This window comes from Halorubrum rutilum, from assembly GCF_024494565.1.
Window position 1 is genome coordinate 155,428 of the sequence record NZ_JANHDN010000007.1, and the last position, 22,349, is coordinate 177,776.

Here is a 22,349-nt window from a genome sequence, read left to right on the forward strand (position 1 = left end):
GTCTCGCCCTCGCGAGCCTCCCCTTCCCGAACGCCTCCACCGCAGCGGCTACCGGACCGTCAAACTGTAAACGGGGTTCGAATTCCCGACCGTTTGACAACCTCTATCACGGACTCCGGCGAAGCGCCGGCATGGAGTTCCAGCTGACCGATGAACAAGAGCAGCTGCGCGAGGAGGTCCGGAAGTTCGCCGACGAGGAGATCCGACCGGTCGCGACCGAGCACGACGTCGAGGAGGCGTACCCTCACGAGGTCATGGAGGAGGCCGCGGAGATGGGGTTGCTCGCGCCGCACGTTCCCGTGGAGTACGGCGGCGTCGGCTACTCCTCGCTGGAGAACGCGATCCTCACGGAGGAGCTGTTCGCCGCCGACCCGGGGATCGGTCTCTGTATCTCCAGCGCCGGGTTCGGCGCCGAGGCGCTGATGGAGTTCGGCACGGAGGCGCAGAAGGAGCGCGTCCTCCCCGAGGTGACCGCCGGCGACGCGGTGATGGGCTCGGCCATCTCGGAGCCGCAGGCGGGTTCGGACGTGACCTCGGTCGCGACCCGCGCGGAGAAGCGCGAGGCGCGGAGCGCCTCGGAACGGAGCGGCAGCGCCGCGGAGAAGGACGGCGACGAGTGGGTTATCAACGGCTCGAAGATGTGGATCACGAACGGCACCGTCGCCGACTACTTCGTCGTCGTCTGCGAGACGGACCCGGAGGTCGACGACCGCTACTCCGGCTACTCGCAGATCCTCGTCGAGGGCGACCGGGACGGGCTCACCCGCGACAAGATCACCGGGAAGCTCGGCATCCGCGCGAGCGACACCGCCGAGCTCAGGTTCGACGACGTGCGGGTGCCCGAGGAGAACCTGATCGGTCAGCGCGGGATGGGCTTCCTCCAGCTGATGCAGTTCTTCGACGAGACCCGCACCGCGGTCGCCGCGCAGGGGGTCGGGATCGCCCGCGGCGCGGCCGAGCGCGCCCTGGCGTACGCCGAGGAGCGCGAGCAGTTCGGGCGCCCGATCGGCGACTTCCAGGCGATCAAACACAAGCTCGCGGAGATGCACACGAACACCGAGGCGGCCCGCTGGCTCACCTACCGGTCCGCGTGGGCGGTCGACAACGAGTCGGGAGACCTCACGGCGCTGGCGTCGATGGCCAAGGAGTTCGCGTCGCGGGTCGCCGTCGACGTCGCCGACGAGGCGGTCCAGGTCCACGGCGGTGCCGGCTTCGTCAACGACCACGACGTCGAGCGGCTCTATCGCGACGCGAAGATCACCCAGATCTACGAGGGCACCACCGAGATCCAGAAGAACATCGTCGCCCGCGAACTCCTCGACGAGGGGATCTGAGGCGGTGGCGGTCGGCGCACCCGTCTCCCGCGACCGGCATCTAAAAACGCCGGGCGGGCGTACGCTCCCGGTATGAGCGAGGCCGACGTCGACCCGGAGGAGCGGCTCAAGCGACAGCGGGACGACCTCCGACTGCTGAACCAGGTGATGCGCCACGACATCCGCAACGACCTCCAGCTCGTCGGGGCGTACGCCGAGCTGCTCGACGACCACGTCGACGAGGAGGGCAAGGAGTACCTCGACGTCATCAAGCGGAACACGAAGAGCGCGGTCTCGCTCACCACCACGGTCCGGGACCTCGCGGAGGTGATGCTCCGGGAGGACGCCGAGCCGAGCCGCGTCTCGCTCGCTCGGACCCTCTCACAACAGGTCGAGGAGGTCCGGTCGGGGTACCCGGAGGCCGTCTTCACGGTCGAGGGGTCGTTCCCCGAGGCCGAGGTCGTCGGCGACGAGATGCTGAGCTCCGTGTTCCGGAACCTCCTCCGGAACGCGGTCCAGCACAACGACGAGACGCCGCCGAAGGTCACGGTGTCCGCGACGGTCGACGAGGCCGAGGGCGTCGCCGAGGTCCGCGTCGCCGACAACGGGCCGGGGATCCCCGAGGACCAGCGCGACGAGATATTCGGGAAGGGAGAGAAGGGGCTCGACAGCCCGGGCGCCGGGATCGGGCTCTATCTGGTTCGCTCGCTCGTCGAGATCTACGACGGCGACGTGTGGGTCGAGGACAACGAGCCGAAGGGCGCCGTGTTCGTCGTCAGGCTGCAGTTGGCCGAGTAACGGGTATGTGGATCGGGTCGACCGCCCCGCCCGCGTCCGACTCACGCCTCGTCGTACTCCATCGCGACCGAGTTGATGCAGAACCGCTTGCCGGTCGGCTCGGGGCCGTCGTCGAACACGTGGCCGAGGTGGGAGTCGCAGGTCGCGCACCGGACCTCGGTGCGGCGCATCCCGTGGCTCGTGTCGAGCGTCGTCGTCACGTTCTCCTCCTCGGCGGCGTAGAAGGCGGGCCAGCCGCAGCCGGACTCGTACTTCGTCTCGGCGTCGAAGAGGACGGTCCCGCAGGCCCGACAGCGGTAGTTCCCGTCGTCGGGGTGGTGGTCGACGTACTCGCCGGAGAACTTCGCCTCCGTGCCGCTCTCGCGGAGTATCCGATACTCCTCGTCGGAGAGGCGCTCGCGCCACTCCTCGTCGGTCAGCTCGCGCGGGTCGGTCGCGTCGGCCTCGCCGGTCTCGCTCATACCCGACGTAGGCGCCCCACGGGCAAGGGGGTTGCGGCGGTCGGGGTCACGCGTCGCCACCGGCGCAACCGGTTTCACCCTCGCGCCGGATCGGATCCCATGGCGCGCGAAGTCACTCACGAGGAGCGGGGCCCGGCGGTACTCGACGAGTCCGACATGGGCGACGACGATCTGATCTACGTCTGCCGGTGCGGGCTCTCGGACACGAAGCCGCTCTGTGACGGCTCGCACAACGCGACCGCAGACGAGGATGAGGGCGTCGTGTACAAGTACGAGAACGACGATTCCGAGGGGGAACGGCGCGAGGTCGACGAGATCGTCTACGCGGACGAGTAGGGGGCGGCGTCGGTTCGCCGTCTTCGTCCCCTCAGATCACGCCCATCTCCCCGAGCCGCTCGGGGAGGTAGGTGTCGGTGACGAAGTCGAGCCCGCGGCTCGCGAGCGACTGCTGTTCGGACTTCTTCCCGATGTCGAGCTGGAGCTCGATCTGCTCCTCCCAGTAGTCCGTCTGGAAGCGCGGGTCGTCAAGCTCGGATTCGAGGGCGTTCACGTCCGAGTCCGAGAGCGGGTCGGCCGGGAGGTCGTACTCGACGATGTCCTCGGGCTGGATCCCGACGAACTGCGCCTCCGGGGTCGCGAGGTACTTCGACAGGTGCGCGGACTTGATCGAGCCGTACGCCACGGAGCCGTAGATCCGGTAGGACCACGGGTCGCCGTCGGCGAAGACGGCGATCGGAACGCCGAGCTCGTCGTGGACGCGCTTCGTGATCCGGCGGGTCGCCCGCGCGGGCTGGCCCTTCAGGTGGATGACGAGGCAGTCGTACGCCTCGTCGAACCCGTTCTCGACGAGCCGGTCGCGCATCCCGCCGGTCTCGACCGCGAGGGCGAAGTCGATGTCGTCGTCGAGGAACTCGATCATGTCGGGGTTGTTCGGGATCTGGTAGCCGCCCTCGCCGACGTCCTCCTGGCAGTGGATCTCGCGCTCGCCCCGGCGGGTCTGCTCGCGGATCTCCAGCGGGCCCATCAGGGTCGCGCCCGACTCCTCCGGGCGCATGTGGAAGTCCTCGCGGGTGACGCCGGTCACGATTTCGAGGTCCTCCACGAGGTCGTTCGACTCGTCCTGCGACTTGAACTGCGCCTCGTCGTTGTCCCACGACTCGGAGAGGTAGTACAGCTCCCGGAGGGTCGACGACCGGTCCTCGTCGAGCTGGTTCGCGAGGAACTCGATCGTGTACGCCGCCTTCAGCAGCTTGCGCGCGCCCCGCACCGAGTTGGCGCTGCGCGTCGACGTGCGGTCGCCGTACGTCCACACGCCGCTCTCCGTGTCGTACTCGATGTTGCTCTTCGTCCGCGTGGGAAGCGTCATCTCCGGGATGTCCCCCGCGGCGAACTGGTCGTAGAAGTCCGCGGCCAGGTCGATCAGCTCGTCTCGTGCGTCGCTTTCGGTCGTCATTTAGGCGTTCACCGTGAGTTTCTCCGTCTCCACGCCGCCGACGCTGACCTCGAACTCGGCGTCCTCGTCGACCGCGTACGTCAGTTCCCGCTCGTCGCCCGAGGGCACCTCGGGCTTCCACTGCACGAACCACTCGCCGTCCATGTCGACCACCGTCCCGTCCGAGGGATCGGTCGGCTCGGCCGAGACGATGTCCGTTATCTCCAGCTGTTCGTTCACGTCGGAGTGGTTCTCGACGACCAGCGTCACGGTGCCGTCCGACACCTCGCGCTCGACGCTGACGTTGTTCATGATCCGCGCCAGGGCCCCGTCGATGTCGGGCCGCGGCCGGCCCGTCACCTCCGAGACCTTGTCGGCCATCTCCGGGAGGATCCGCCCGAGCACGTCCTGCTTCTCGCGTCGCTGCTGCATCGAGCGCCGCTTGTTGAGGAACGACTTCAGCTCCCGCGCGGCCTCCCGCACCGCGAGCTCGATCTCGTCTTCGATCGCCGGGACGTTCGCGAGCGCGTCCTTCGACTCGCTCGTGAACGGGACGTTCGTGGAGGCGACGTGGATCGATATCACGGCCGGCCCGTTCGGGAGCCCGGAGCCGCCGGGCTGGTCGAGGCCGTAGTTGCGCCAGCCGATCCCCTTTATCACGTCCGTCGTCGCGCAGGCGCCGCGCTGGTACACCAGGGGGACCCGGTTCGCGAACCGGAGCAGCTCCACCGACCCCTCGGACGGGATCGACCCGCCGTAGGCGATGCCGGCCTCGACGATGAACGGGTCGCCGCCGTGGACCTCGGCGTCGCGGGTCGCGGCCGCGTAGAAGTCGGCGTCGTACTCCTTGCGGAGCCCGGCCTCGACGAGCTCGGCCGTGATCGGCGCGAGGCAGTCGGTCGGCGGCGCGAGGATGTCGGTGGTCCGCATCGCGTCGAGCAGGTCGGCCGACGCGTCGCGGTCGCCGGCGATCGACCGCACCTTCGGCGGGTCGTCGGGCACGGTTCGCGCCCGCGACCAGAACGCCTCGACGACGTTCTCGCGGGCGGTCTCGCCGAACGTCGCGTCGTGCTGCTCGGCCACGAAGTCCGCCGCGTCGGCGACGAGCCGCTCCAGGTCGTCGCGGGCGATCCGGAAGGCGTCGCCGTCGAGGTTCAGGAACCGACGCGTCAGCGCGTCGGCCATCGCCCGCACGGCGGCGTCGTCCTTCCGCGTCGAGGTCGCCTCGTCGACGAGCGCGTACGCGTCGGCGACGAGGGGCGACGCTGCGGTCTCGTCGTCCTCGGCGTCGGCACCGTCCGCGTCTCCGGCGCCCCCGACCGCGTCGCCGTCGGCGTCAACCCCGGTGACCGCCCGCCACGCGGCGTCGACCGCGTTCTCGCGGACGGTCCCGCCGAACGTCTTGCCGGTGTCGCCCTCGACGCGGTCGGCGACGTTCCCGACGATAGTCGCGAGCTCGGACCGGCTGAGGCGGTCGTTGCCCGCGACGGTCTCGGCGACGCCCTCGGCGAAGTCGGCGGTCGCCGCCTTCCCCTTGTTGGCGACCGCCTCGCGCACCGCGGCGGCGACGTCGCCGTCGTCGTGGGCGCGCGGCGGCGTCCACGAGAGCTCGCGGCCGTAGTACACGTCCCGGAAGTTGTCGATGACCGAGTCCGCCGTCTTCTTGCCGACCCGGGTGAACTCCTCCTGGAGGAAACCGGAGACGGAGTACGACTCGGTCGCCTCCAGCATCTTGATCAACGCGCCGAGCTCGACCCCGTGGGGGTGCGGGCGGATCTCCGTCGTCTCCGCCGGCAGCTCGTCGGTCGCGCGCTCGAACTTCATCGGCTCGTCGAGCCCCGGCTCGCGTAGCTCGATGCGGGCGTGGGGGTTGACGACCGCGGTGTGTTTCACGTAGTCGTGGAGCTGCTGACGAGCGCGCATGTTGGCCTCCATCTCCAGCTCGATGCGGGTGCCGTGCGGGCGGTCCCACGTCGCCTCCTCGTCCGCCTTGATCTCCGGCTCGTTCGTGTCGGTGTCGATGATGAGCTCGAAGTACTGCGCCCGCGACTGCCCCTTCGGGCGCGAGGTGATCTTCGCCGGCTGGCCGGACGTCAGCTGCGAGTATAGCACGGCCGCTGAAATCCCGATCCCCTGTTGACCGCGGTTTTGTTCACGAGTGTGAAATCTTGAACCATACAAGAGCTTCCCGAAAACTTTTGGAAGTTGTTCTTTCGTGATACCGGGCCCGTTGTCCTCGATGACGAGCCGGTAGTAGTCGCCCACCTCCTCGATCTCGACGTAGATGTCGGGGAGGACGCCGGCCTCCTCGGTCGCGTCGAGGGCGTTGTCGACCGCCTCCTTGACGGCGGTGACGAGGCCGCGGGCGCCCGAGTCGAACCCGAGCATGTGCTTGTTCTTCTCGAAGAACTCGGCGATGGAGATCTCGCGCTGGCCCTCGGCCAGCTCCTCCGCGATCCCCTCCTCGTCGCCGATCGTCGACTGGAAGGACGTCATTCGGTGTCCCTCCCTTCCACCGAGGCAGTTAAAAACGCACCGCCAGCGCGGTGAACGTAGATACCGGCGTTAGACGCTGTCTCGTGTCGGTGTAACGTCCGGCCGCTCGCTCCGCTCCGGTCGGTATCCACCGGTTCGCCGGCCGACAGCTTTCTCACCGCGTGGCCCCTCCGAACGGTCATGTCAGGCTGGACGGCGGACGAGATGCCGCGGCTCGACGGGAAGACCGTCGTCGTCACCGGGGCGAACAGCGGGCTCGGTTACGAGGGGACGCGCGCCTTCGCCGAGCGGGGCGCGACCGTCGTGATGGCGTGTCGGAGCGTCGAGCGCGGCGAGCGCGCCGCCGACGAGATCCGACGGGAGAGCGCCGCCGACCGGGCCGACCTCGACCTCGACGTCCGCGAGTGCGACCTCGCCTCCCTCGACTCGGTGCGGGCGTTCGCCGAGGGGGTCGAGGACGGCTACGACGCGGTCGACGTCCTCTGTAACAACGCCGGCGTGATGGCGATCCCGCGGAGCGAGACCGAGGACGGCTTCGAGACCCAGTTCGGCGTGAACCACCTCGGCCACTTCGCGCTCACCGGGCGCCTGTTCCCGCTGCTCGACGACGCCGACGGCGTCGGCGGCGACGCGCGCGTCGTCACGCAGTCGTCGGGCGCCCACGAGCAGGGCGAGGTGGACTTCTCGGACCTCAACTGGGAGCGCTCGTACGGGAAGTGGAAGGCGTACGGCCGGAGCAAGCTCGCGAACCTGCTGTTCGCCTACGAGCTCCAGCGCCGGATCGACGACGCCGACGCGGGCGACGGGGAGGGCGCGACCGGCGACCTCGCAGTCCGCAGCGTCGCCTGCCATCCGGGCTACGCGGCCACGAACCTCCAGCACCGCACCGCGGAGGAGAGCGGCAACCCTCTCATGAAAGTCGCGATGACGGCCGCGAACGCGGTCCTCGGGCAGGACCCCGCGACGGGCGCGCTCCCCATGCTGTACGCCGCGACCGCCGACGTCGACGGCGGCGCCTACGTCGAGCCGAGCGGCGTCATGAACATGCGCGGGACCCCGACCGTGGGCCGGTCGAACGACGCCTCCTACGACCGCGCGGACGCCCGGAGGCTCTGGGAGTACTCCGAGGAGGCGACCGGCGTGGAGTTCCCGCTGTAGCCGCGGCCGACGCGGCCGGACCGCCGCCGGACGAGTCAGTGCAGCGTCCCGTCCCGGACGTGCGCGTCGTGCGCGAACAGCGCGTACCCCACGTCGACCGCCCGGCGGCCGGTCTCGTCGGCGATCTCGCGGATCGGCCCGATCATCGTCACGTAGTCGGCGGCGTCGAACGACTCCTTCCGCCCGTCGAGGTACCCCAGCCGCTCCAGCGACGCCCACACGCGGGTGTCGACGACCGCGTGGCGGTCGCCGTCGAGCGCGGCGACGACGCACGACGCGGTCGGCGCTTTGAACCCCGAGAGCCCCGTGATCAGGCGGAGCGTCGAGAAGTCGCCGTCGACTGCGCGGGCGTTGCGGGTCACCTCCCGGCAGCGCTCGGGCGGGTTCGCCTCGACGTGGTACGCGCTCCGCGTCGACGACTCGTAGGCGATCTCGTACAGCCCCTCGCGCGTCAGGTGTCCCTGCGACCGGTACCGCTCGCCGAACTCGTCGAGCCGCTCGGGGAGGACCCCCTGCGTCTCGGCGTAGCGGTCGAGGTTCTCGGCGACGAACGCGTCGAGATCGGTGACTTCCGGATCGCCGTCGCCGGTGCCGTCGGTCTCCATGTCGGCCCTCGCGGCGCGGCGACCAAAATTCCGGCGCCGCCGCTCGCCGAGTCATATACGCGGAACGCGTTTCGAGAGCTGTCCGCCGTCGCCGGTCGCGGGTACGGCCGAGCGAGCTACAGCCGAGTGAGGTTGGTCGCGCGCGGACCCTTCTCCGCCTCCTCGATCTCGAACTCTACCTCCTGGCCTTCCTCGAGGTCGGGGCCGCCGACGTCTTCCATGTGGAAGAACACGTCCTCGTCAGCCTCGTCGGTCTCGATGAATCCGTAGCCGCCGGTGTCGTTGAAGAAGTCGACCTTGCCTGTCGCCATCGCACCCGGAACCACTCCCGACTGGGCCATAAGTGTTGCGTGCGCGCCCAGCGCGTCCGGTTCGGACGCGTTTGGCCGGTAAAAACTTTGAAACGGTTTTTCCGGGTCTACGAGAGGAGGAACCCGACGCGTCGACACCGTCCCGAAGCGTTAGGTCGCGAGCGATCTCCCCCGAACGGGACTCGCCGTGGGAAACGACGACGCCCGGGTCGACATGACGGCGGGGGCGATCGCCCCGAAGCTGTTCGACCTCGCGTAGCCGCTGGTGCTCGGCAACCTCCTCTAGGCCCTGTACAGCCTCGCGGGCAGGTTCTGGGTCGGGCGGGTGAGCACCGAGGCCGTCGCCGCCGTCTTCGTGGCGGCGCTCGTCGCGCGGTTCGGCCCGGCCGCGACCGCGGCCTACGGGATCGGCGTCAGGCTGATGTCCGTCTCGTGGTCGGTAACGGGCGCGGTCGGGCAGGCGACCGCGACCGGAGTCGGACAGAACCTCGGGGCCGAGACGCCCGACCGCGCCGTCGCCGTCACCCGCGTCGCCACGCTCGGAACGATGGCGCTGCTGGGCGTCGCCGGCGGCGCGGTCTGGCTCTTCCCGGCGGCCGCGATGCGCGTCTTCATCGACGACCCGGCGACGGTCGGCGAAGAGGTCGTCTTCCTCCGCGTCATCGCGCTGTCGTGGGCCTTCTTCGGCGGGCTCATGGTGATACAGGGCGCGTTCCGCGGCGCGGGCCACACCAAGGCGGCGCTGGCGCTCTCCCTGCTCTCGCGCTGGGCGGTCCGGATCCCCCTCGCCGCCCTGCTCGCGTTCGGCGCGGTCGGGGTCACGCTCGGCGGTGTCGCGGTCGGTCCCGTCGACGTCCCCTCGATCGGGGTCGGCTACGTCGGCCTCGACTGGGGGGTCGTCGGGCTGTGGTGGGCGTACGCGACGGCCGCCGTGGCCTCCTTCGCCGTCGGCGCGGCGTGGTTCCTGCGCGGGACGTGGACGGAGGGCGTCGTCGGGAAATCCGACGGCGCCGCGGTCGCACCGGACGCGGACGCCGTCGACGATGACGGCGGAGCGGACCCGGACGACTCGGTCGAGGCGCTCGACGACTGAGGGGAGGCGAGGGCGCCGCGGCTACCGCTGCCGCTTCGCCATCTCCAGCGACAGGAAGAAGCCGAAGTACGCCGGGATCCCGGCGAGCATGAACATGTACAGTACCCACTGCGGGGTGTTCGCGAACGCGAAGTCGTACAGGAGCGACACGACGGTCACCCAAGCGATCGCGAACACGAGGTCCTGGAGCATACCGCCCCGGTTCTCGCTGACGTGCGATCGGACGCGGTCGACGGGGCCCTCCTCGTCCGGGTCGTCGATCGGATCTGTCTCGGTCATGGGCGAGCGTGTCGGTCGGAGTACGTGGGTGTACCGATAGCGGATCGGTCGGGGACCGGGCGAACGCGAGGCGGGGACGGGCGGCGGGCCCCGAGTCGGTCCCCGTCGAGGTTCAGTCCTCGTCGAGGTAGTCGACGACGAGGACGGGGACGTGCGTCGAACGCAGCGTCCGCTCGGTGACGCTCCCGAGCAGCGCGCGCCGGACGCCCGCGCGGCCGTGGCTCCCCATCACGATGAGGTCGATCCCGTTGTCCTCGGCGTAGTCGCCGATCACCTTGTGAGGCCGCCCGCCCGAGACGTGTTCGACGACGTCGATGTCGCGTTCGGCCCCGCGGCCGGCGACGACGCCGGTCGCCTCGTCGGCCTGCTCTTTCAGCTCGCCCATCTCGTCGAACCGGCCCTGCTTGAGCCGATCGACCTGTTCGGTCCCGAGGCTGAAGTTCACGGAGTCGATGTCGACCACGTACAGCGCGTGGACCTCGGCGCCGTACTTCTCGGCGAGGTCGAGCGCGTGGTCGACGGCGGCCTCCGCGACGTCGCTTCCGTCCGTGGGAACGAGGATGCGTTCGTACATGGATTACTCCTCCGCGCCCGCGTCGTCCGCTGCGCGGCCGCCATCCGTCGCCACGTCCTCACCGCCGTCCGCGGCGACGACGTCCTCGGCCGTCTGCTGTTGCCCCATCGGTTCGGGGCTGTGACACTGCCGGACGATACGCTTCGTTTCGAGCGACGGCTCGTCGGTCGCCATCGAGACGACGACCGTGACCACGATCACGATGGGCAGCGTGACGAGCGCCGAGCCGATGGCGGGCATCCACTGCGCCAGCCCCGCGGACAGCGGCGCTTCGAGCGAGCCGATGTACGTCGGGACGATCTGGTTGATCATCGGGATCGACCAGAGCGTCAGCCCGGTCGTCATGCCGGCGAGCGCGCCCTGCCGGTTGGCGTTCTCCCACCACATGCCGAGGAAGAACATCGGGAACAGCACGGAGCCGGCGAGCGAGAACGCGTAGCCCACGAGCGCCGCGATCGAGGAGGCGGGGTTCAGCGCGGCCAGCGTCGTCAGCGCGCCCAGCGCGACGATCGAGAGGCGGCCGACGAGGATCTGCTGGCGCTGCGTCGCGTCCTCGTTGATGATGTTGGTGTAGATGTCGTGGCTGATCGCCGAGGAGCCGGCGATGAACAGCCCGGCGACGGTCGCGATGGCCGCGGCGATACCGCCCGCCGCGACGATGCCGACGAACCAGTCCGGGAGCCCGGACAGCTGCGCCGCCAGCACGACGATGACCTCGCTGGCCGCGCTCGTCATGCCGGGGTCGCCGTAGGTGGCGCCGACGTTCTGCGAGTAGAGGTCGGTGCCGAACGCCGCGAACGCCGGGGCGCTCCAGTAGAGGATACAGATGAAGAACAGCCCCCAGACCGTCGACCAGCGGGCCGTCCGCTCGCTCTCGACCGTGTAGAACCGGACGAGGACGTGCGGGAGCCCGCAGGTGCCGACGATGAGCGAGAACGTCGTGGCGACCCAGAGGTAGTAGCTCGACGTGGCGAACGGCTCCGAGAACTCGCTGCCGAGCTGACTGATCAGCGCGCCGTACTCGAGCTGCGGCAGCACCGTCGAGTAACCGTTGGTGTAGCCGACGACGAACAGCCCGACGACGAACGCGAGGATGAGGATGACGTACTGGACCGCCTGGTTCTTCGTGGCGCCCAGCATGCCGGACAGCGTCAGGTAGCCGACGGTGACGACCATCATGGCGACGACCATCACCTGGTACCCGTCGAGGCCGGGGATGAGGCCGCCGTAGTTACCGAAGATGTACAGGCCGACCAGGGCCATCCCCTTCGCCTGCCCGATGGCGTAGACGAAGCCGATGAGGAACGTCGTCACGGCCGCGATGGCGCGCGCGGTGTCGGAGTTGAAGCGGTCGCCGACGAAGTCCGGCGCCGTGTACTTCCCGAACCGGCGGAGCTGCGCGGCGAGGAAGATGAGCAGGATGAAGTAGCCGGTCGTCCAGCCGACGACGAACACGAGGCCGTAGAACCCCGCGAGTGCGATCGACGCCGCCATCCCGAGGTACGACGCCGCCGACATCCAGTTCGCCCCGATCGCCATCCCGTTCTCGACGTTCCCGATGGACCGACCGGCGACCCACATGTCGTCGGTGTCGGCGACGCGGAAGACGAACCCGATCGTGAGGAACAGCCCCAGCATCCCGATCACGAGGAGCGCCGGCCCGATCTTGAACGAGATGTCGAGGGCCTCGGGGAGGAGGTCGCTCTGTAGGAGGAGCGAACTCGCCGTCATTCGTCGGTCCCTCCGTCGGTCGCCGCGACGTCAGCGCCGCTGCCCGTCTCCGTGACGGTCGCGTGTTCGATACCGTACTTCTCGTCGAGCGCGTCCCGCTTTCGCGAGTACCAGAACGCCAGGATCAGCGCGCTGGTCGGCGCCCCGAACGCGACGAGGAAGTAGTGGAGCGGGAACTGGAGGATCGGCATCTGACTCGTCATCGGGCCCGGCGCGAGCCGCGTCAGGGTCACCGGCCCCCATACCGCGAGGACCCAGGCGGCGAACCCCGTCCAGACGATGCGGAGGTGATCGCGCATGTACGGCGTGCTCGGGTTCAGGATGTTCACTTCCGCACCCAGGTAGTCGGTGTCGCTGTGCTCCTGTGCCGCAGTCGCGGCGACGCCGCCGTCGGTGGCCGCGTCGTCAGCTGCGCGACCCCCATCGGTGGCCGCGTCGTCCGCCGCGCGGCCACCGTCGGTGACTGCGCCGTCCGAACTTCGTGAGCTATCGTCTGTCATGTGTTGTGGTGTGTATTGTCGTGGTCCGTCTGTGCGATTTTATCGTGATATTTACGTCCGGTGTCGTGCGCTCCGTCTCTCGTTCGTCACTCGGAAAACGGGACGTCCTGGGCTACTCGCCCGTCGCCTTCTGCTGGATCTCCTCGACGATCTCCGGGTTCCGGAGCGTGCTCGTGTTCCCGAGCTCCTTGCCGTCGGCGATGTTCTCCAGCAGGCGGCGCATGATCTTCCCCGAGCGCGTCTTCGGCAGGTCGGGAGTGAACACGACCTGCTCCGGCCGGGCGATCGGGCCGATGGCGTCCTCGACGCCCGCGACGATCGCGTCGCGGAGCTCGTCGGTGCCCTCGTAGCCGTCCTCGGTCGTCACGTACGCGTAGACGGCCTCGCCCTTGATGTCGTGGTCGCCGCCGACGACGGCCGCCTCCGCGACGCCCTCGACGCCGACGATGGCGGACTCGATCTCCATCGTCCCCAGCCGGTGGCCGGAGACGTTGAGCACGTCGTCCACGCGACCGAGGACGGTGATGTAGCCGTCCTCGTCGATCTTCGCGCCGTCCTCCGGGAAGTACACCCAGTCCTCGGGGTCGTCGCTGTCGGTGTCGGAGTACTCCGCCCAGTACTCCTCGATGTAGCGCTCGTCGTTGTTGTACAGCGTCCGGAGCATGCCGGGCCACGGCTTCTGTACCGTGAGGTAGCCGGCCTTCCCGGGCTCTACCTCGTCGCCGAGGGTGTCGAGGATCTGGACGTCGAGGCCGGGCAGCGGCGGTCCCGCCGCCCCCGGCTTCATGTCCTTGATCCCGGGCAGCGTCGTCACCATCATCCCGCCGGTCTCGGTCTGCCACCACGTGTCGACGATGGGGCACTCCTCGTTCCCGATGTGCTGGTAGTACCACTTCCACGCCCGCGGGTTGATCGGCTCGCCGACCGTGCCGAGCAGCCGCAGCGAGGAGAGGTCGTGGCGGTCGGGGTACTCCTCGCCCCACTTCATGAACGCGCGGATGGCCGTGGGCGCCGTGTACAGCTGGGTCGCCTCGTGCTCCTCGACGATCTCCCACAGGCGGTCCTGTTCGGGGTGATCGGGCGTCCCCTCGTACATCATCGTCGTCGTCCCGAGCGCGAGCGGCCCGTAGACGATGTAGGAGTGCCCCGTGATCCAGCCGATGTCGGCCGAACAGAAGTACGTGTCGTCCGGCTTGATGTCGAGGACCGACTGCGAGGTCCACGACACCCACGAGAGGTAGCCGCCGGTCGTGTGTTTCACGCCCTTCGGCTCCCCCGTCGTCCCCGAGGTGTACATGAGGAACAGCATGTCCTCGGCGTCGCGGGTGACCGGCTCGACCGCCGCGCCCTCGTGGTCCGCGACGAGGTCGCCGTAGTCGAGCTGGTCGTCGCCGAGCTCGTGGCCGAAGTCGTCGCCGTTCGGGCCGAGCCGGTCGACGACGACGGTCGTGGTGTCGTGGTCGACGCCGGAGAGCCCCTCGTTCGCCTTGTCGAGGTGGTCGAGGGGGTCGCCGCGCCGGTAGTAGCCGTCGCAGGTGACGAGGTACTCCGAGTCCGCGGAGTTCATCCGCGTCGCGAGCGCGTCCGCCGAGAAGCCGGCGAAGACGACGCTGTGGGGCGCACCGATGCGGGCGCACGCCAGCATCGCGATCGGCAGCTCCGGGATCATCGGCATGTACATCGTCACGACGTCGTCCTCCTCGACGCCCTGCTCGCGGAGCGCGGCCGCGAACTCGTTCACCTCGCGGTGGAGCTCCGCGTACGTGTACGTGCGATCGTCTTCGTCGACCGGCTCGCCGACCCATTCGATCGCGGCCTCGTCGCCGCGCTCGTCGAGGTGGCGATCGAGGCAGTTGGCCGACGCGTTCAGTTCGCCGCCGGTGAACCACTCGTAGAAGGGCGGGTCGCTGTCGTCCAGCACCTGGTCGTAGTCGGACTCCCAGTCGAGGAGGTCGGCCGCGGCCTCCCAGCACTCCGGCCAGTTCTCGTCGAACTCCTCGTAGATCTCGGGGTCGGAGACGTTGGCCTGCGCCGAGAACGACTCGGACGGCTCGAACACCTCCTGCTCCTCCAGTCTCGCTTCCAGTTGACCGTCACCCTCTGTCATGGTACGGTCGTATCCAACCGATCTCGCCATATAAACGCTGGCGCTAAATACGAAAAATCGTGACGGATTCGCGGCGCCGCTCGCGGCCGTCTCGGGTCCGGATCGGGCGCCGCGGCACCCGCGCCGGGAGGCCCGGATCCGGCTTCAGGGCCGCTCCCGGTCGTCCCGCTCGAAGAGGCCGTCGAGGAGCGCGCGCTGGGCCTTCCGGAGGTGGTTGTGGAACGTCGGGGAGGAGACGTCCATCGCGTCGGCGACCTCCTCGGCCGTGCTCTCCCGGGGCCAGTCGAAGTAGCCGCCGTGGTACGCGGCCGACAGCGCGGCCCACTGGCGGTCGGTGAACCGCTCCGCGACCCCCTCGCGGAACGAGGACTCGGAGCGCGACGACCGGGCGACGGACTCCTTGCTCGCGAGCCGGGCGTCGTCGAAGGCCGCCCGGAGCCCGTCGGCCACCGGCCTGACGTCGGCGCCCTCGGGCAGATCGGCGACGACTCGCACGCGGCCGTCCTCCGCGGTCGCGTCGCGGACGGTCGCGCCGTGCTCCGTGAGCGTTCGCACCGCCGACCCGCCCTCGACGCGCACGGACACCGCGCAGCCGTCCTCTCTGGTCTCGATCACCCGCAGGTCGGAGACGCCGTCGGCGTCGTCGACGACGTCGGCGACGCCCTGCGGCCTCGCCCCGGCGGCGGAGAGGTACAGCCGAGAGGCCTCGTCGGTGACGCCGACGGTGGAGTCGAGCTCGATCCGACAGCCGAGGGCGTCGCTCGCGAGGGCGAGGAAGGCCCCGTCGTCTGCGGTGTGGAACTCGACCTCGGTGACGGCGTCGGAGTGGAGGAGGTCCCGCCACCGGCCGGCCGTCACCGCCCAACCGAGACACCGGCCGAGCGCGACCAGCTCCCGCCGCTCGGCCGTCGAGACGGGCGTTCCGTCGGCGGCGACGACGCAGAGCGCGCCGTGCGTCACGTCCCGGTAGCTCGCCGGGACGGCGATCCCCGGTCGCCCGTCGGCGGTCGGCTCGCCGTCCGTCAGGACCGGGTCGCCCGCCTCGATCGCGTCGAGCCACGGGCCCTCCCGCGTGACGCCGCGGTCGACGAGGACCTCCCGCTCGACGCCCGCGGCGCCGACGACCTCCGTCCGGCCGCCGTCGGTCGACCCGCGGACCACCCACGCCTCGGCCCACCGATCCGACTCGGCCAGCCGCTCCGGGACGGTCGCGAGCGGCGAACTCCGGTCCTCGCCGTCGGCGAGGGCCTCGAACCCGCCGAGCGCGGTCGGCTCTCCCCCGTCCGGGTCGCCGGTCGCCTCGGCGCTCTCGGCGGTCCCCGCCCCTCCGGCGGTCCCCGCCCCTCCGGCGGCCCCGCCGGTCCCGACGGCCCCGGCGGCGGCGAACGCCTCGGCGATCTCCCGCCCGTCGAGCGGGCCGAGGAACTCGTCCAGCGTCCCCATCGTCTCCCACCCCCCGGCCTCGCGCACGGCGTGGGGATCGACGCCGCGGTCGACGAGCAGCCGGCGCGCGAAGGCGCGGCGGAGGTCGCGGGGCGTGACGTCGGCCGGGACCGCGCCGCCGCTCCGCGCCGCCGCCCGCTCGGCGGTCCCGCTCACGATCATCTGGACGCGGCGGGGCGAGACGCCGACGAACGGCTCTCCCGCGCCGAGCCCCTCGCTCTCGGCGTACCGTCGGAGCTCGGCCGCCAGCGAGGCCGGGACGGCGGTCTCGCGGTCGATCGTCTCCCCCGTGTCGTCGGCCGGGACCGCGAGGAGACACACCTCCGAGGCGACCCCCGGGCCCCGGAGGTGCCGCGGCGCGACGCGGGGTATCTCGGCGGTCCGCAGCCCGGCCTCGCCGGCGAGTCGAACCGCGACCGCGGCGCGGTACGTCTCGGCGGCGGCCACGAGCGCGTCGTACGCGTCGGCGTCGAGCTCGGTGACCATCGGTTTCGTAAATACATAGAAACCCGAAGCAAAAGAGTTCCGCCCGTCTCCACTCAAACGGCTCTAAAGCTAATATACTCTCGACGGACCCGGAAAAACGGTGTTGAGCGGGTAATCCCGACCGCGTTCTGTTTCGGTTTTCGAATTATTTACGAAACGAGCTTCGCTCCGCCGGGGCGAGGACGACCCCCTCAGACGCCGTCGGCGATCCCCCAGGCGACGTGGTCCCACAGCCGCTCGTACGCGTAGTACGTCGCGGTCTTGACGACGTTGGCCACGAGTCCGATGTTCACGGCGGCGCCCGCGTCTCCGACGACCGCCCACGCCACGAGCACCGTGATCGCGACCATGAGCGCGCGGTAGCAGAGGGTCTTCGCGACCGCTCGCTTCCGGTCGTGAAGCGCGGAGCGGGAGACGAGCGTTCCCATACCGACGGGTCGGACGCGACGCTTAAGAAACCCATAGACGTTTCTAACTATCTTCAAAGAAACTATTTGTGGTTACTCCTCGCGAACCGACGACTCGATCTCGCCGACGACCTCGGGGTTCCGGAGCGCGCTGACGTCGCCGAACTCCTCGCCCCGGGCGATGTCCTCCAGCAGGCGGCGCATGATCTTCCCCGAGCGCGTCTTCGGGAGGTCCGGGGTGAACACGGTCCGGTCCGCGCGGGCGAGGTCGCCGACGGAGCGGGCCAGCTCGTCGCCGATCGCCGCCCTGAGGGCCTCGTCCGGCTCGACGTCGCTCCGGGTCGTCACGTAGGCGACGATGTCGCCGTCGCCGTCGCCGACGACCGCGGCCTCCGTGACGCCCTCGACGCCGACGATCGCCGACTCCAGCTCGGCGGTGTTGAACCGCCGCGCCCGCACGTTGATCACGTCGTCGACGCGACCGAGAATGGTTACGTAGCCGTCCTCGTCGACGGTCGCGCCGTCGCCGGTGCGGTAGCGCCAGCCGTCCTCGGCCTCGACCCAGTACTCGCGGCGGTAGCGCTCGTCGCCCTCGCGGAGCCCGCGCAGCATGCCGGGCCACGGCGAGTCGATCGTGAGGTACCCCGGTTCGCCCGGGTCGACCGGCTCCCCGTCCTCGTCGACGACGCGCGCGTCGATGCCGGGCAGCGGCGGGCCGACCTTCCCCGGTTTCATCGGCGTGACCCCCGGCAGCGTCGCGAGCGCGATGGCGCCCGTCTCGGTCTGCCACCACGTGTCGACGACCGGGGCCTCGCTCCCGCCGACGTGCTCGCGGTACCAGCGCCACGCCTTCGGGGTGATCGACTCCCCGACAGTGCCCAGCAGGCGGATCGACGAGAGGTCGTGGCGGTCGGGGTACTCCGCGCCCCACTTCATGAACGACCGGATCGCGGTGGGGGAGGTGTAGAAGACGCTGACCGCGTTGCGCTCGATCAGGTCCCAGACGCGGTCGCGGTCCGGGTAGTCCGGGGACCCCTCGTAGAGGACGGTCGTGGTCCCGACCGACAGCGGACCGTACACGCCGTAGGAGTGGCCGGTGATCCACCCGATGTCGGCGGCGCACCAGTAGGTGTCCTCGGGTCTGACATCGAGGACGTTCCGGGTGGTCCACGCGACGTGCGCGAGGTAGCCGCCGGTCGCGTGCTCGACGCCCTTCGGGCGCCCCGTGGTCCCGGAGGTGTACATGACGAAGAGGAGGTCGGTGGCGTCGCGCGCGACCGGGTCGACCGTCTCGCCGTCGTGCGCGTCGACGAGCGGCTCGTACCCGTGCTCGTCGTCGCCGAGCGACACGTCGAGCGCGTCCCCGAGCCGGTCGACGACGACCGTCGCCGCGAGGTCGGCGTCGGCCCGGAGCCGGGCGTTGTCCGCCTTCGACTTCTGGTTGAACGCGTCCTCCCGGCGGTAGTAGCCGTCGCAGGTGATCAGGTACGACGAGTCGGCCGCGTCGAGCCGCGTCGCCAGCGCCTCCGCCGAGAGCCCCGCGAAGACGACGTTGTGTGGCGCGCCGATCCGGGCGCACGCCAGCATCGCGATCGGCAGCTCCGGGACCATCGGGAGGTACAGCGTCACCACGTCGTCCTCCGCGACGCCGAGCTCCCGCAGCCCGGCCGCGAGCGCGTTCACCTCGCGGTGGAGGTCGCGGTACGTGTACGATCGCCGCTCGCCGCGCTTGCCGAACCACCGGATCGCGAGCTGGTTCCCGCGCTCGTCGAGGTGCCGATCGACGCAGTTGGCCGCGGCGTTGAGCCGGCCGTCCGGGAACCACTCGTAGAAGGGCGGATCGCCGTCGTCGAGCACCGTCTCGTACGGGCGCTCCCAGTCGAGGAGGTCGGCGGCCCGGCGCCAGGCCGCCGGCCCCTCGGCCGCGAACGCGTCGTACACCCCCTCATCGCTCGCGACGGCCCGCTCGCTGAACCCGGTCGGCGGCTCGACCGCGTCGTCGTCGGCGACGAGTCGGTCCCGCCGTCGGCCGTCGACTCCGGCGTCGTCCATGGTATCCGTTCGCAAGTGAAGGAATGTATACTTTGTCCGAAACCCCGGGAGATGAGAGGGGCCGACCGGGGGAGGGGGGCGCCGCCGAGTCGTCTACGTCGACTCCGCGGGCGCGAGCCCCGCCGCCTTCGACCGGGCGCGGGCCACGACCGAGGGCTTGGCCTCGAAGTCGACGGTCACCTGGTCGCTCGCGTACGACTCCTCGTCGACGTGGCCGTGGTCGTGGATCCACGAGACGAGGCTCATCGCCTCGTCGGAGACGGGAAGGACGAGCCGCTCGCGCTCCCAGTCGGGGAGCTCGGCCTCGACGCGGTCGCGCAGCTCCGCGACGCCCGCGCCCGTCTTCGCCGAGACGGCGACCGGGTCCGGCGCGACGCCCGAGAGCGCGCCGCGCTTGTCGGCGAGCTCGCCGGGCGCGAGCCGGTCGACCTTGTTGAACACCGTGACGACGGGGGCCTCGTTGCGCTCGTAGAGGGTGTCGTGGCTCGTGACGAGCTTCTCGCGCATCGCCTCGACAGGCTCGCTCGCGTCGACGACGAGCAGCACGAGGTCGGCGCGGTAGACGGAGTCGAGCGTCGACTCGAACGACTCCACGAGCCAGTGGGGCAGGTCCGCGATGAACCCGACCGTGTCGGTGAGCAGGACGTCGCGCTTCTCCATCTCGGCGCGGCGCGTGGTGGTGCCGAGCGTGGTGAACAGCATGTCCTGCGACTCGGCGGTGGTGTCGAGGTCGGGGTGGCGGTCGGCGTTCTCGTCGACGTCGATCTCGGCCGCGAGCCGGCGCATCAGCGTCGATTTCCCGGCGTTGGTGTACCCCGCGAGCGCGACCAGGTCGAAGCCGGAGTCGCGGCGCTGCTCGCGGCGCGCCTCCTCCTTCTCCGCGATCGACTCCAGCTCGTCGCGGATCTCGGAGATCTGGCGTTTGATGTCGCGCTCGACGCTCTCGTCGTACTCGCCGAGCCCCATGAACCCGGGGCGCTCGTCGCGCTTCGCGAGGCTCGCCTTCGCCTCGGCGCGCGGGAGCTCGTACCGGAGCTCGGCGAGCTCGACCTGCAGCTGCGCCTTCCGGGTGTTGGCGCGCTGGCCGAAGATCTCGAGGATGAGCGTGAACCGGTCGATCACCTCGACGCCCTCGGGGAGCTTCCCGCCGACGTTGAACGTCTGGTAGGGCCCCACGTCGTTGTCGACGATGACGGCGCCGGCGTCGGTCCGGCGGACGAGCTCGCGCAGCTCCGCGACCTTCCCCTCGCCGAACATGAACGCGGCGTCCTCGGTGCGGGTCTGCGAGAGCTCGCCGACGACCTCGTACCCCGCGGCCGCGGCGAGCTGGCGGATCTCGGCCAGGTCGGCGTCGCCGGCGTCGACGCGCTTGGCGACGACCGCCCGCCGCTCTCGGGGGACCGATTCGGCGTCCGCGTCGGCGTCCGCGCCCTCGACGCTCCCCGTCATAAGAGGAGGTCTCGGGCGGCGTACGCGGCGTGGTGTGCTGCCTGCACTGTTTCGCGCTCCCCTATGCTCTCGACGTATTTAAACTCGGGTCGGAAGCTCGGCCCGACCCGCTCGGCCGGCTCCTCGTAGAACTCGCCGTGCTCCGCGACGATCGGGCCGTCCGGCGGCTCCGGCAAGTTCCCGACCGCGGTCGCCACGAGCTCGAGCGTCGCGTCGAGCGAGGGCCCCTCGCGCGCGGCGGCGAACCCCGTCCCCTCGACCGACCGGATCCGGGTCGAGTCGATCCGGGCGCGGACCGCGGCCGCGACCATCAGGTACTCGCCGTCCTCCTCGTGGCGGCCGCTGATGTCGACGCCGACGACCTCAGGGACGGGCGCCGGCCACCTCGGTTCGCCTGGACCGCGACGCCGCACCGGTCGATATCGGTTCCATGGCCCCGCGTACGTCGCCCGCCGAGTTGAACGTTTCCGTGGCGTGCGCGCCGGTCGGGCGACTCCGGGCCGCGGACGGACGCCTCCCCGAGCTGACGGCACCGCCGCCCCCTCAGGCCGACAGCGCCGCGACCGCGTCGCCGATCCGGTCGACCGCCTCCTCGACGTCGTCCGCGTGGACGTCGAGGTGGGTCGTGAACCGCGTCGTGTGCTCGTCGAACTCGACGCAACCGACGCCGGCCGCCTTGCAGGCCTCCACGAGGTCGGCGGCCGGAATCTCGGCCTCGTCGGAGTGCGCGACGACGATGTTGGTGTCCGGCGCGGGCGCGTTCACCCCGTCGAGCGCGTCGAGCCCGGCGGCGAGCCGCTCGGCGTTCGCGTGGTCCTCGGCGAGCCGGTCGACGTTCTCCAAGGCGAGGAGGCCGGGCGCGGCGATCATCCCGGCCTGTCGCATCCCGCCGCCGAACAGCTTCCGGACGCGGCGCGCCTCCTCGATGAACCCCTCGTCGCCGGCGAGGACCGAGCCGACCGGCGCGCCGAGCCCCTTCGAGAGGCAGAAGGTGACGCTGTCGACCGGGTCGACGATCGCGCTCGCGTCGACGCCGAGCGCGACCGCGGCGTTGAACAGGCGGGCGCCGTCGAGGTGGACCGGCACGCCGGCGTCGCGGGCGACGTCGGCGGCCGCGGCGATCCCCTCGACGGGGACCGCGACCCCACCGCGGTAGTTGTGGGTGTTCTCCAGCGACAGGAGGCCGGTGCCGGGGCGGTGGAGGTCCTCGCTCACGAGCCCCTCGCGCACCTCCTCCGGGGTCGGGACGCAGCGTTCGCCGGCGTCGACCGTCCGTGTCTGCGCGCCGGAGAGCTTCGCCGCGCCGGCGAGCTCCCACCGGTAGATGTGCGACTCGCGCTCCAGGAGGAGCTCCTCGCCCGGCTCCGTGTGGACGTGGACGGCGATCTGGTTCGCCATCGTCCCGGAGGGGACGTAGAGGGCGGCCTCGGCGCCGACCGCCTCGGCGGCGCGGCGCTCCAGCTCGTTGACGGTCGGGTCGTCGCGGTACACGTCGTCGCCGACCTCGGCGGTCGCGGCCGCCTCGCGCATCTCGGCCGACGGCGCGGTGACGGTGTCGGATCGCAGGTCGATGGTGTCCTCGTCGATGTCCATCCGTTGCCGGCGGTTCGGCGGCCGGCCGGAAATAGGTCGCGCTCGGGGGCGGGCCGCTCCG

21 protein-coding genes are annotated in these 22,349 nt (G+C 70.5%); 5 read left to right on the plus strand and 16 right to left on the minus strand.

Annotation, left to right across the window (positions count from 1 at the left end):
* The first annotated feature begins 131 nt into the window (after positions 1 to 131).
* Together NO900_RS14740 and NO900_RS14745 are read left to right on the plus strand one after the other, a co-directional pair.
* Positions 132 to 1,334 (plus strand): acyl-CoA dehydrogenase family protein, encoded by a 1,203-nt coding sequence (locus tag NO900_RS14740; protein WP_256409579.1) that lies wholly within the window; start codon positions 132 to 134, stop codon positions 1,332 to 1,334.
* Between the two features lie 72 nt (positions 1,335 to 1,406).
* Positions 1,407 to 2,111, plus strand: a complete 705-nt coding sequence (locus NO900_RS14745) for a sensor histidine kinase (protein ID WP_256409578.1) — start codon at positions 1,407 to 1,409, stop codon at positions 2,109 to 2,111.
* 41 nt (positions 2,112 to 2,152) lie between these two features.
* Here NO900_RS14745 and msrB read toward each other — a convergent pair whose 3' ends face one another.
* Positions 2,153 to 2,572, minus strand: coding sequence for a peptide-methionine (R)-S-oxide reductase MsrB (gene msrB, locus NO900_RS14750; RefSeq protein ID WP_256409577.1), 420 nt, complete (start codon positions 2,570 to 2,572; stop codon positions 2,153 to 2,155).
* A 99-nt stretch (positions 2,573 to 2,671) separates the two neighbouring features.
* On the opposite strand from msrB, the gene NO900_RS14755 reads away from it, so the two are divergent.
* Positions 2,672 to 2,908 (plus strand): CDGSH iron-sulfur domain-containing protein, encoded by a 237-nt coding sequence (locus NO900_RS14755; RefSeq protein WP_256409576.1) that lies wholly within the window; start codon positions 2,672 to 2,674, stop codon positions 2,906 to 2,908.
* 31 nt (positions 2,909 to 2,939) lie between these two features.
* On the opposite strand, the gene NO900_RS14760 is transcribed toward NO900_RS14755, so the two are convergent.
* Complete coding sequence (locus NO900_RS14760; RefSeq protein WP_256409575.1) at positions 2,940 to 4,025, minus strand: DNA topoisomerase IV subunit A; 1,086 nt, start codon at positions 4,023 to 4,025, stop codon at positions 2,940 to 2,942.
* Positions 4,026 to 6,500 (minus strand): DNA topoisomerase VI subunit B, encoded by a 2,475-nt coding sequence (locus NO900_RS14765; RefSeq protein ID WP_256409574.1) that lies wholly within the window; start codon positions 6,498 to 6,500, stop codon positions 4,026 to 4,028. It abuts the gene before it with no gap.
* Between the two features lie 180 nt (positions 6,501 to 6,680).
* On the opposite strand from NO900_RS14765, the gene NO900_RS14770 reads away from it, so the two are divergent.
* Complete coding sequence (locus NO900_RS14770) at positions 6,681 to 7,658, plus strand: oxidoreductase (RefSeq protein ID WP_256409573.1); 978 nt, start codon at positions 6,681 to 6,683, stop codon at positions 7,656 to 7,658.
* A gap of 35 nt (positions 7,659 to 7,693) precedes the next feature.
* Here NO900_RS14770 and NO900_RS14775 read toward each other — a convergent pair whose 3' ends face one another.
* Positions 7,694 to 8,263, minus strand: a complete 570-nt coding sequence (locus NO900_RS14775) for a hypothetical protein (protein ID WP_256409572.1) — start codon at positions 8,261 to 8,263, stop codon at positions 7,694 to 7,696.
* A 116-nt stretch (positions 8,264 to 8,379) separates the two neighbouring features.
* Complete coding sequence (locus tag NO900_RS14780) at positions 8,380 to 8,574, minus strand: cold-shock protein (RefSeq protein WP_256409571.1); 195 nt, start codon at positions 8,572 to 8,574, stop codon at positions 8,380 to 8,382.
* Positions 8,575 to 8,899: 325 nt separating this feature from the next.
* Between NO900_RS14780 and NO900_RS14785 the strand changes: the two genes are divergently transcribed.
* Positions 8,900 to 9,667: an MATE family efflux transporter gene (locus tag NO900_RS14785; protein WP_321169229.1), complete on the plus strand. Its 768-nt coding sequence runs from the start codon at positions 8,900 to 8,902 to the stop codon at positions 9,665 to 9,667.
* Between the two features lie 21 nt (positions 9,668 to 9,688).
* Here NO900_RS14785 and NO900_RS14790 read toward each other — a convergent pair whose 3' ends face one another.
* The 11 genes from NO900_RS14790 to NO900_RS14840 form a co-directional block, all read right to left on the minus strand.
* A complete protein-coding gene (locus tag NO900_RS14790; protein WP_256409570.1) occupies positions 9,689 to 9,946 on the minus strand; it encodes a DUF8119 family protein in 258 nt (85 codons plus the stop codon).
* 112 nt (positions 9,947 to 10,058) lie between these two features.
* Entirely contained in the window at positions 10,059 to 10,520 is a 462-nt protein-coding gene (locus tag NO900_RS14795) for a universal stress protein (RefSeq protein ID WP_256409569.1), read from the minus strand.
* Positions 10,521 to 10,523: 3 nt separating this feature from the next.
* The gene (locus NO900_RS14800) at positions 10,524 to 12,251 is read right to left on the minus strand and encodes a VC_2705 family sodium/solute symporter (protein ID WP_256409568.1); all 1,728 of its coding nucleotides are present in this window, start codon (positions 12,249 to 12,251) and stop codon (positions 10,524 to 10,526) included.
* Positions 12,248 to 12,751, minus strand: coding sequence for a DUF4212 domain-containing protein (locus NO900_RS14805; RefSeq protein WP_256409843.1), 504 nt, complete (start codon positions 12,749 to 12,751; stop codon positions 12,248 to 12,250). Before NO900_RS14805 ends, NO900_RS14800 begins: the two co-directional genes overlap by 4 nt.
* A gap of 112 nt (positions 12,752 to 12,863) precedes the next feature.
* Positions 12,864 to 14,858, minus strand: a complete 1,995-nt coding sequence (acs, locus tag NO900_RS14810) for an acetate--CoA ligase (RefSeq protein ID WP_256409566.1) — start codon at positions 14,856 to 14,858, stop codon at positions 12,864 to 12,866.
* Between the two features lie 144 nt (positions 14,859 to 15,002).
* Positions 15,003 to 16,787, minus strand: coding sequence for a bacterio-opsin activator domain-containing protein (locus tag NO900_RS14815; RefSeq protein ID WP_256409565.1), 1,785 nt, complete (start codon positions 16,785 to 16,787; stop codon positions 15,003 to 15,005).
* Between the two features lie 191 nt (positions 16,788 to 16,978).
* Complete coding sequence (locus NO900_RS14820; RefSeq protein WP_256409564.1) at positions 16,979 to 17,215, minus strand: DUF2061 domain-containing protein; 237 nt, start codon at positions 17,213 to 17,215, stop codon at positions 16,979 to 16,981.
* A gap of 72 nt (positions 17,216 to 17,287) precedes the next feature.
* Complete coding sequence (gene acs, locus NO900_RS14825) at positions 17,288 to 19,246, minus strand: acetate--CoA ligase (RefSeq protein ID WP_256409563.1); 1,959 nt, start codon at positions 19,244 to 19,246, stop codon at positions 17,288 to 17,290.
* A gap of 93 nt (positions 19,247 to 19,339) precedes the next feature.
* Positions 19,340 to 20,695 carry a GTPase HflX gene (hflX, locus tag NO900_RS14830; RefSeq protein WP_256409562.1) on the minus strand — a complete coding sequence of 452 codons (1,356 nt, stop codon included), beginning with the start codon at positions 20,693 to 20,695 and terminating at the stop codon, positions 19,340 to 19,342.
* On the minus strand, positions 20,692 to 21,042 hold the full coding sequence (locus NO900_RS14835; RefSeq protein WP_256409641.1) for a DUF2209 family protein: 351 nt from the start codon (positions 21,040 to 21,042) through the stop codon (positions 20,692 to 20,694). Before NO900_RS14835 ends, hflX begins: the two co-directional genes overlap by 4 nt.
* A 196-nt stretch (positions 21,043 to 21,238) precedes the next feature.
* Positions 21,239 to 22,288 carry a threonine aldolase family protein gene (locus tag NO900_RS14840; RefSeq protein WP_256409561.1) on the minus strand — a complete coding sequence of 350 codons (1,050 nt, stop codon included), beginning with the start codon at positions 22,286 to 22,288 and terminating at the stop codon, positions 21,239 to 21,241.
* Positions 22,289 to 22,349 lie beyond the last annotated feature (61 nt).

Coding starts and splice junctions, on each gene's coding strand:
- acs (WP_256409563.1), bottom strand. CDS start 19,246: ATGGACGACGCCGGAGTCGACGGCCGACGGCGGGACCGACTCGTCGCC.
- NO900_RS14795 (WP_256409569.1), bottom strand. CDS start 10,520: ATGTACGAACGCATCCTCGTTCCCACGGACGGAAGCGACGTCGCGGAG.
- NO900_RS14780 (WP_256409571.1), bottom strand. CDS start 8,574: ATGGCGACAGGCAAGGTCGACTTCTTCAACGACACCGGCGGCTACGGA.
- NO900_RS14800 (WP_256409568.1), bottom strand. CDS start 12,251: ATGACGGCGAGTTCGCTCCTCCTACAGAGCGACCTCCTCCCCGAGGCC.
- NO900_RS14840 (WP_256409561.1), bottom strand. CDS start 22,288: ATGGACATCGACGAGGACACCATCGACCTGCGATCCGACACCGTCACC.
- NO900_RS14755 (WP_256409576.1), top strand. CDS start 2,672: ATGGCGCGCGAAGTCACTCACGAGGAGCGGGGCCCGGCGGTACTCGAC.
- NO900_RS14805 (WP_256409843.1), bottom strand. CDS start 12,751: ATGACAGACGATAGCTCACGAAGTTCGGACGGCGCAGTCACCGACGGT.
- NO900_RS14775 (WP_256409572.1), bottom strand. CDS start 8,263: ATGGAGACCGACGGCACCGGCGACGGCGATCCGGAAGTCACCGATCTC.
- NO900_RS14820 (WP_256409564.1), bottom strand. CDS start 17,215: ATGGGAACGCTCGTCTCCCGCTCCGCGCTTCACGACCGGAAGCGAGCG.
- NO900_RS14745 (WP_256409578.1), top strand. CDS start 1,407: ATGAGCGAGGCCGACGTCGACCCGGAGGAGCGGCTCAAGCGACAGCGG.
- NO900_RS14790 (WP_256409570.1), bottom strand. CDS start 9,946: ATGACCGAGACAGATCCGATCGACGACCCGGACGAGGAGGGCCCCGTC.
- acs (WP_256409566.1), bottom strand. CDS start 14,858: ATGACAGAGGGTGACGGTCAACTGGAAGCGAGACTGGAGGAGCAGGAG.
- NO900_RS14770 (WP_256409573.1), top strand. CDS start 6,681: ATGTCAGGCTGGACGGCGGACGAGATGCCGCGGCTCGACGGGAAGACC.
- NO900_RS14760 (WP_256409575.1), bottom strand. CDS start 4,025: ATGACGACCGAAAGCGACGCACGAGACGAGCTGATCGACCTGGCCGCG.
- NO900_RS14740 (WP_256409579.1), top strand. CDS start 132: ATGGAGTTCCAGCTGACCGATGAACAAGAGCAGCTGCGCGAGGAGGTC.
- NO900_RS14815 (WP_256409565.1), bottom strand. CDS start 16,787: ATGGTCACCGAGCTCGACGCCGACGCGTACGACGCGCTCGTGGCCGCC.
- NO900_RS14765 (WP_256409574.1), bottom strand. CDS start 6,500: ATGACGTCCTTCCAGTCGACGATCGGCGACGAGGAGGGGATCGCGGAG.
- msrB (WP_256409577.1), bottom strand. CDS start 2,572: ATGAGCGAGACCGGCGAGGCCGACGCGACCGACCCGCGCGAGCTGACC.
- hflX (WP_256409562.1), bottom strand. CDS start 20,695: ATGACGGGGAGCGTCGAGGGCGCGGACGCCGACGCGGACGCCGAATCG.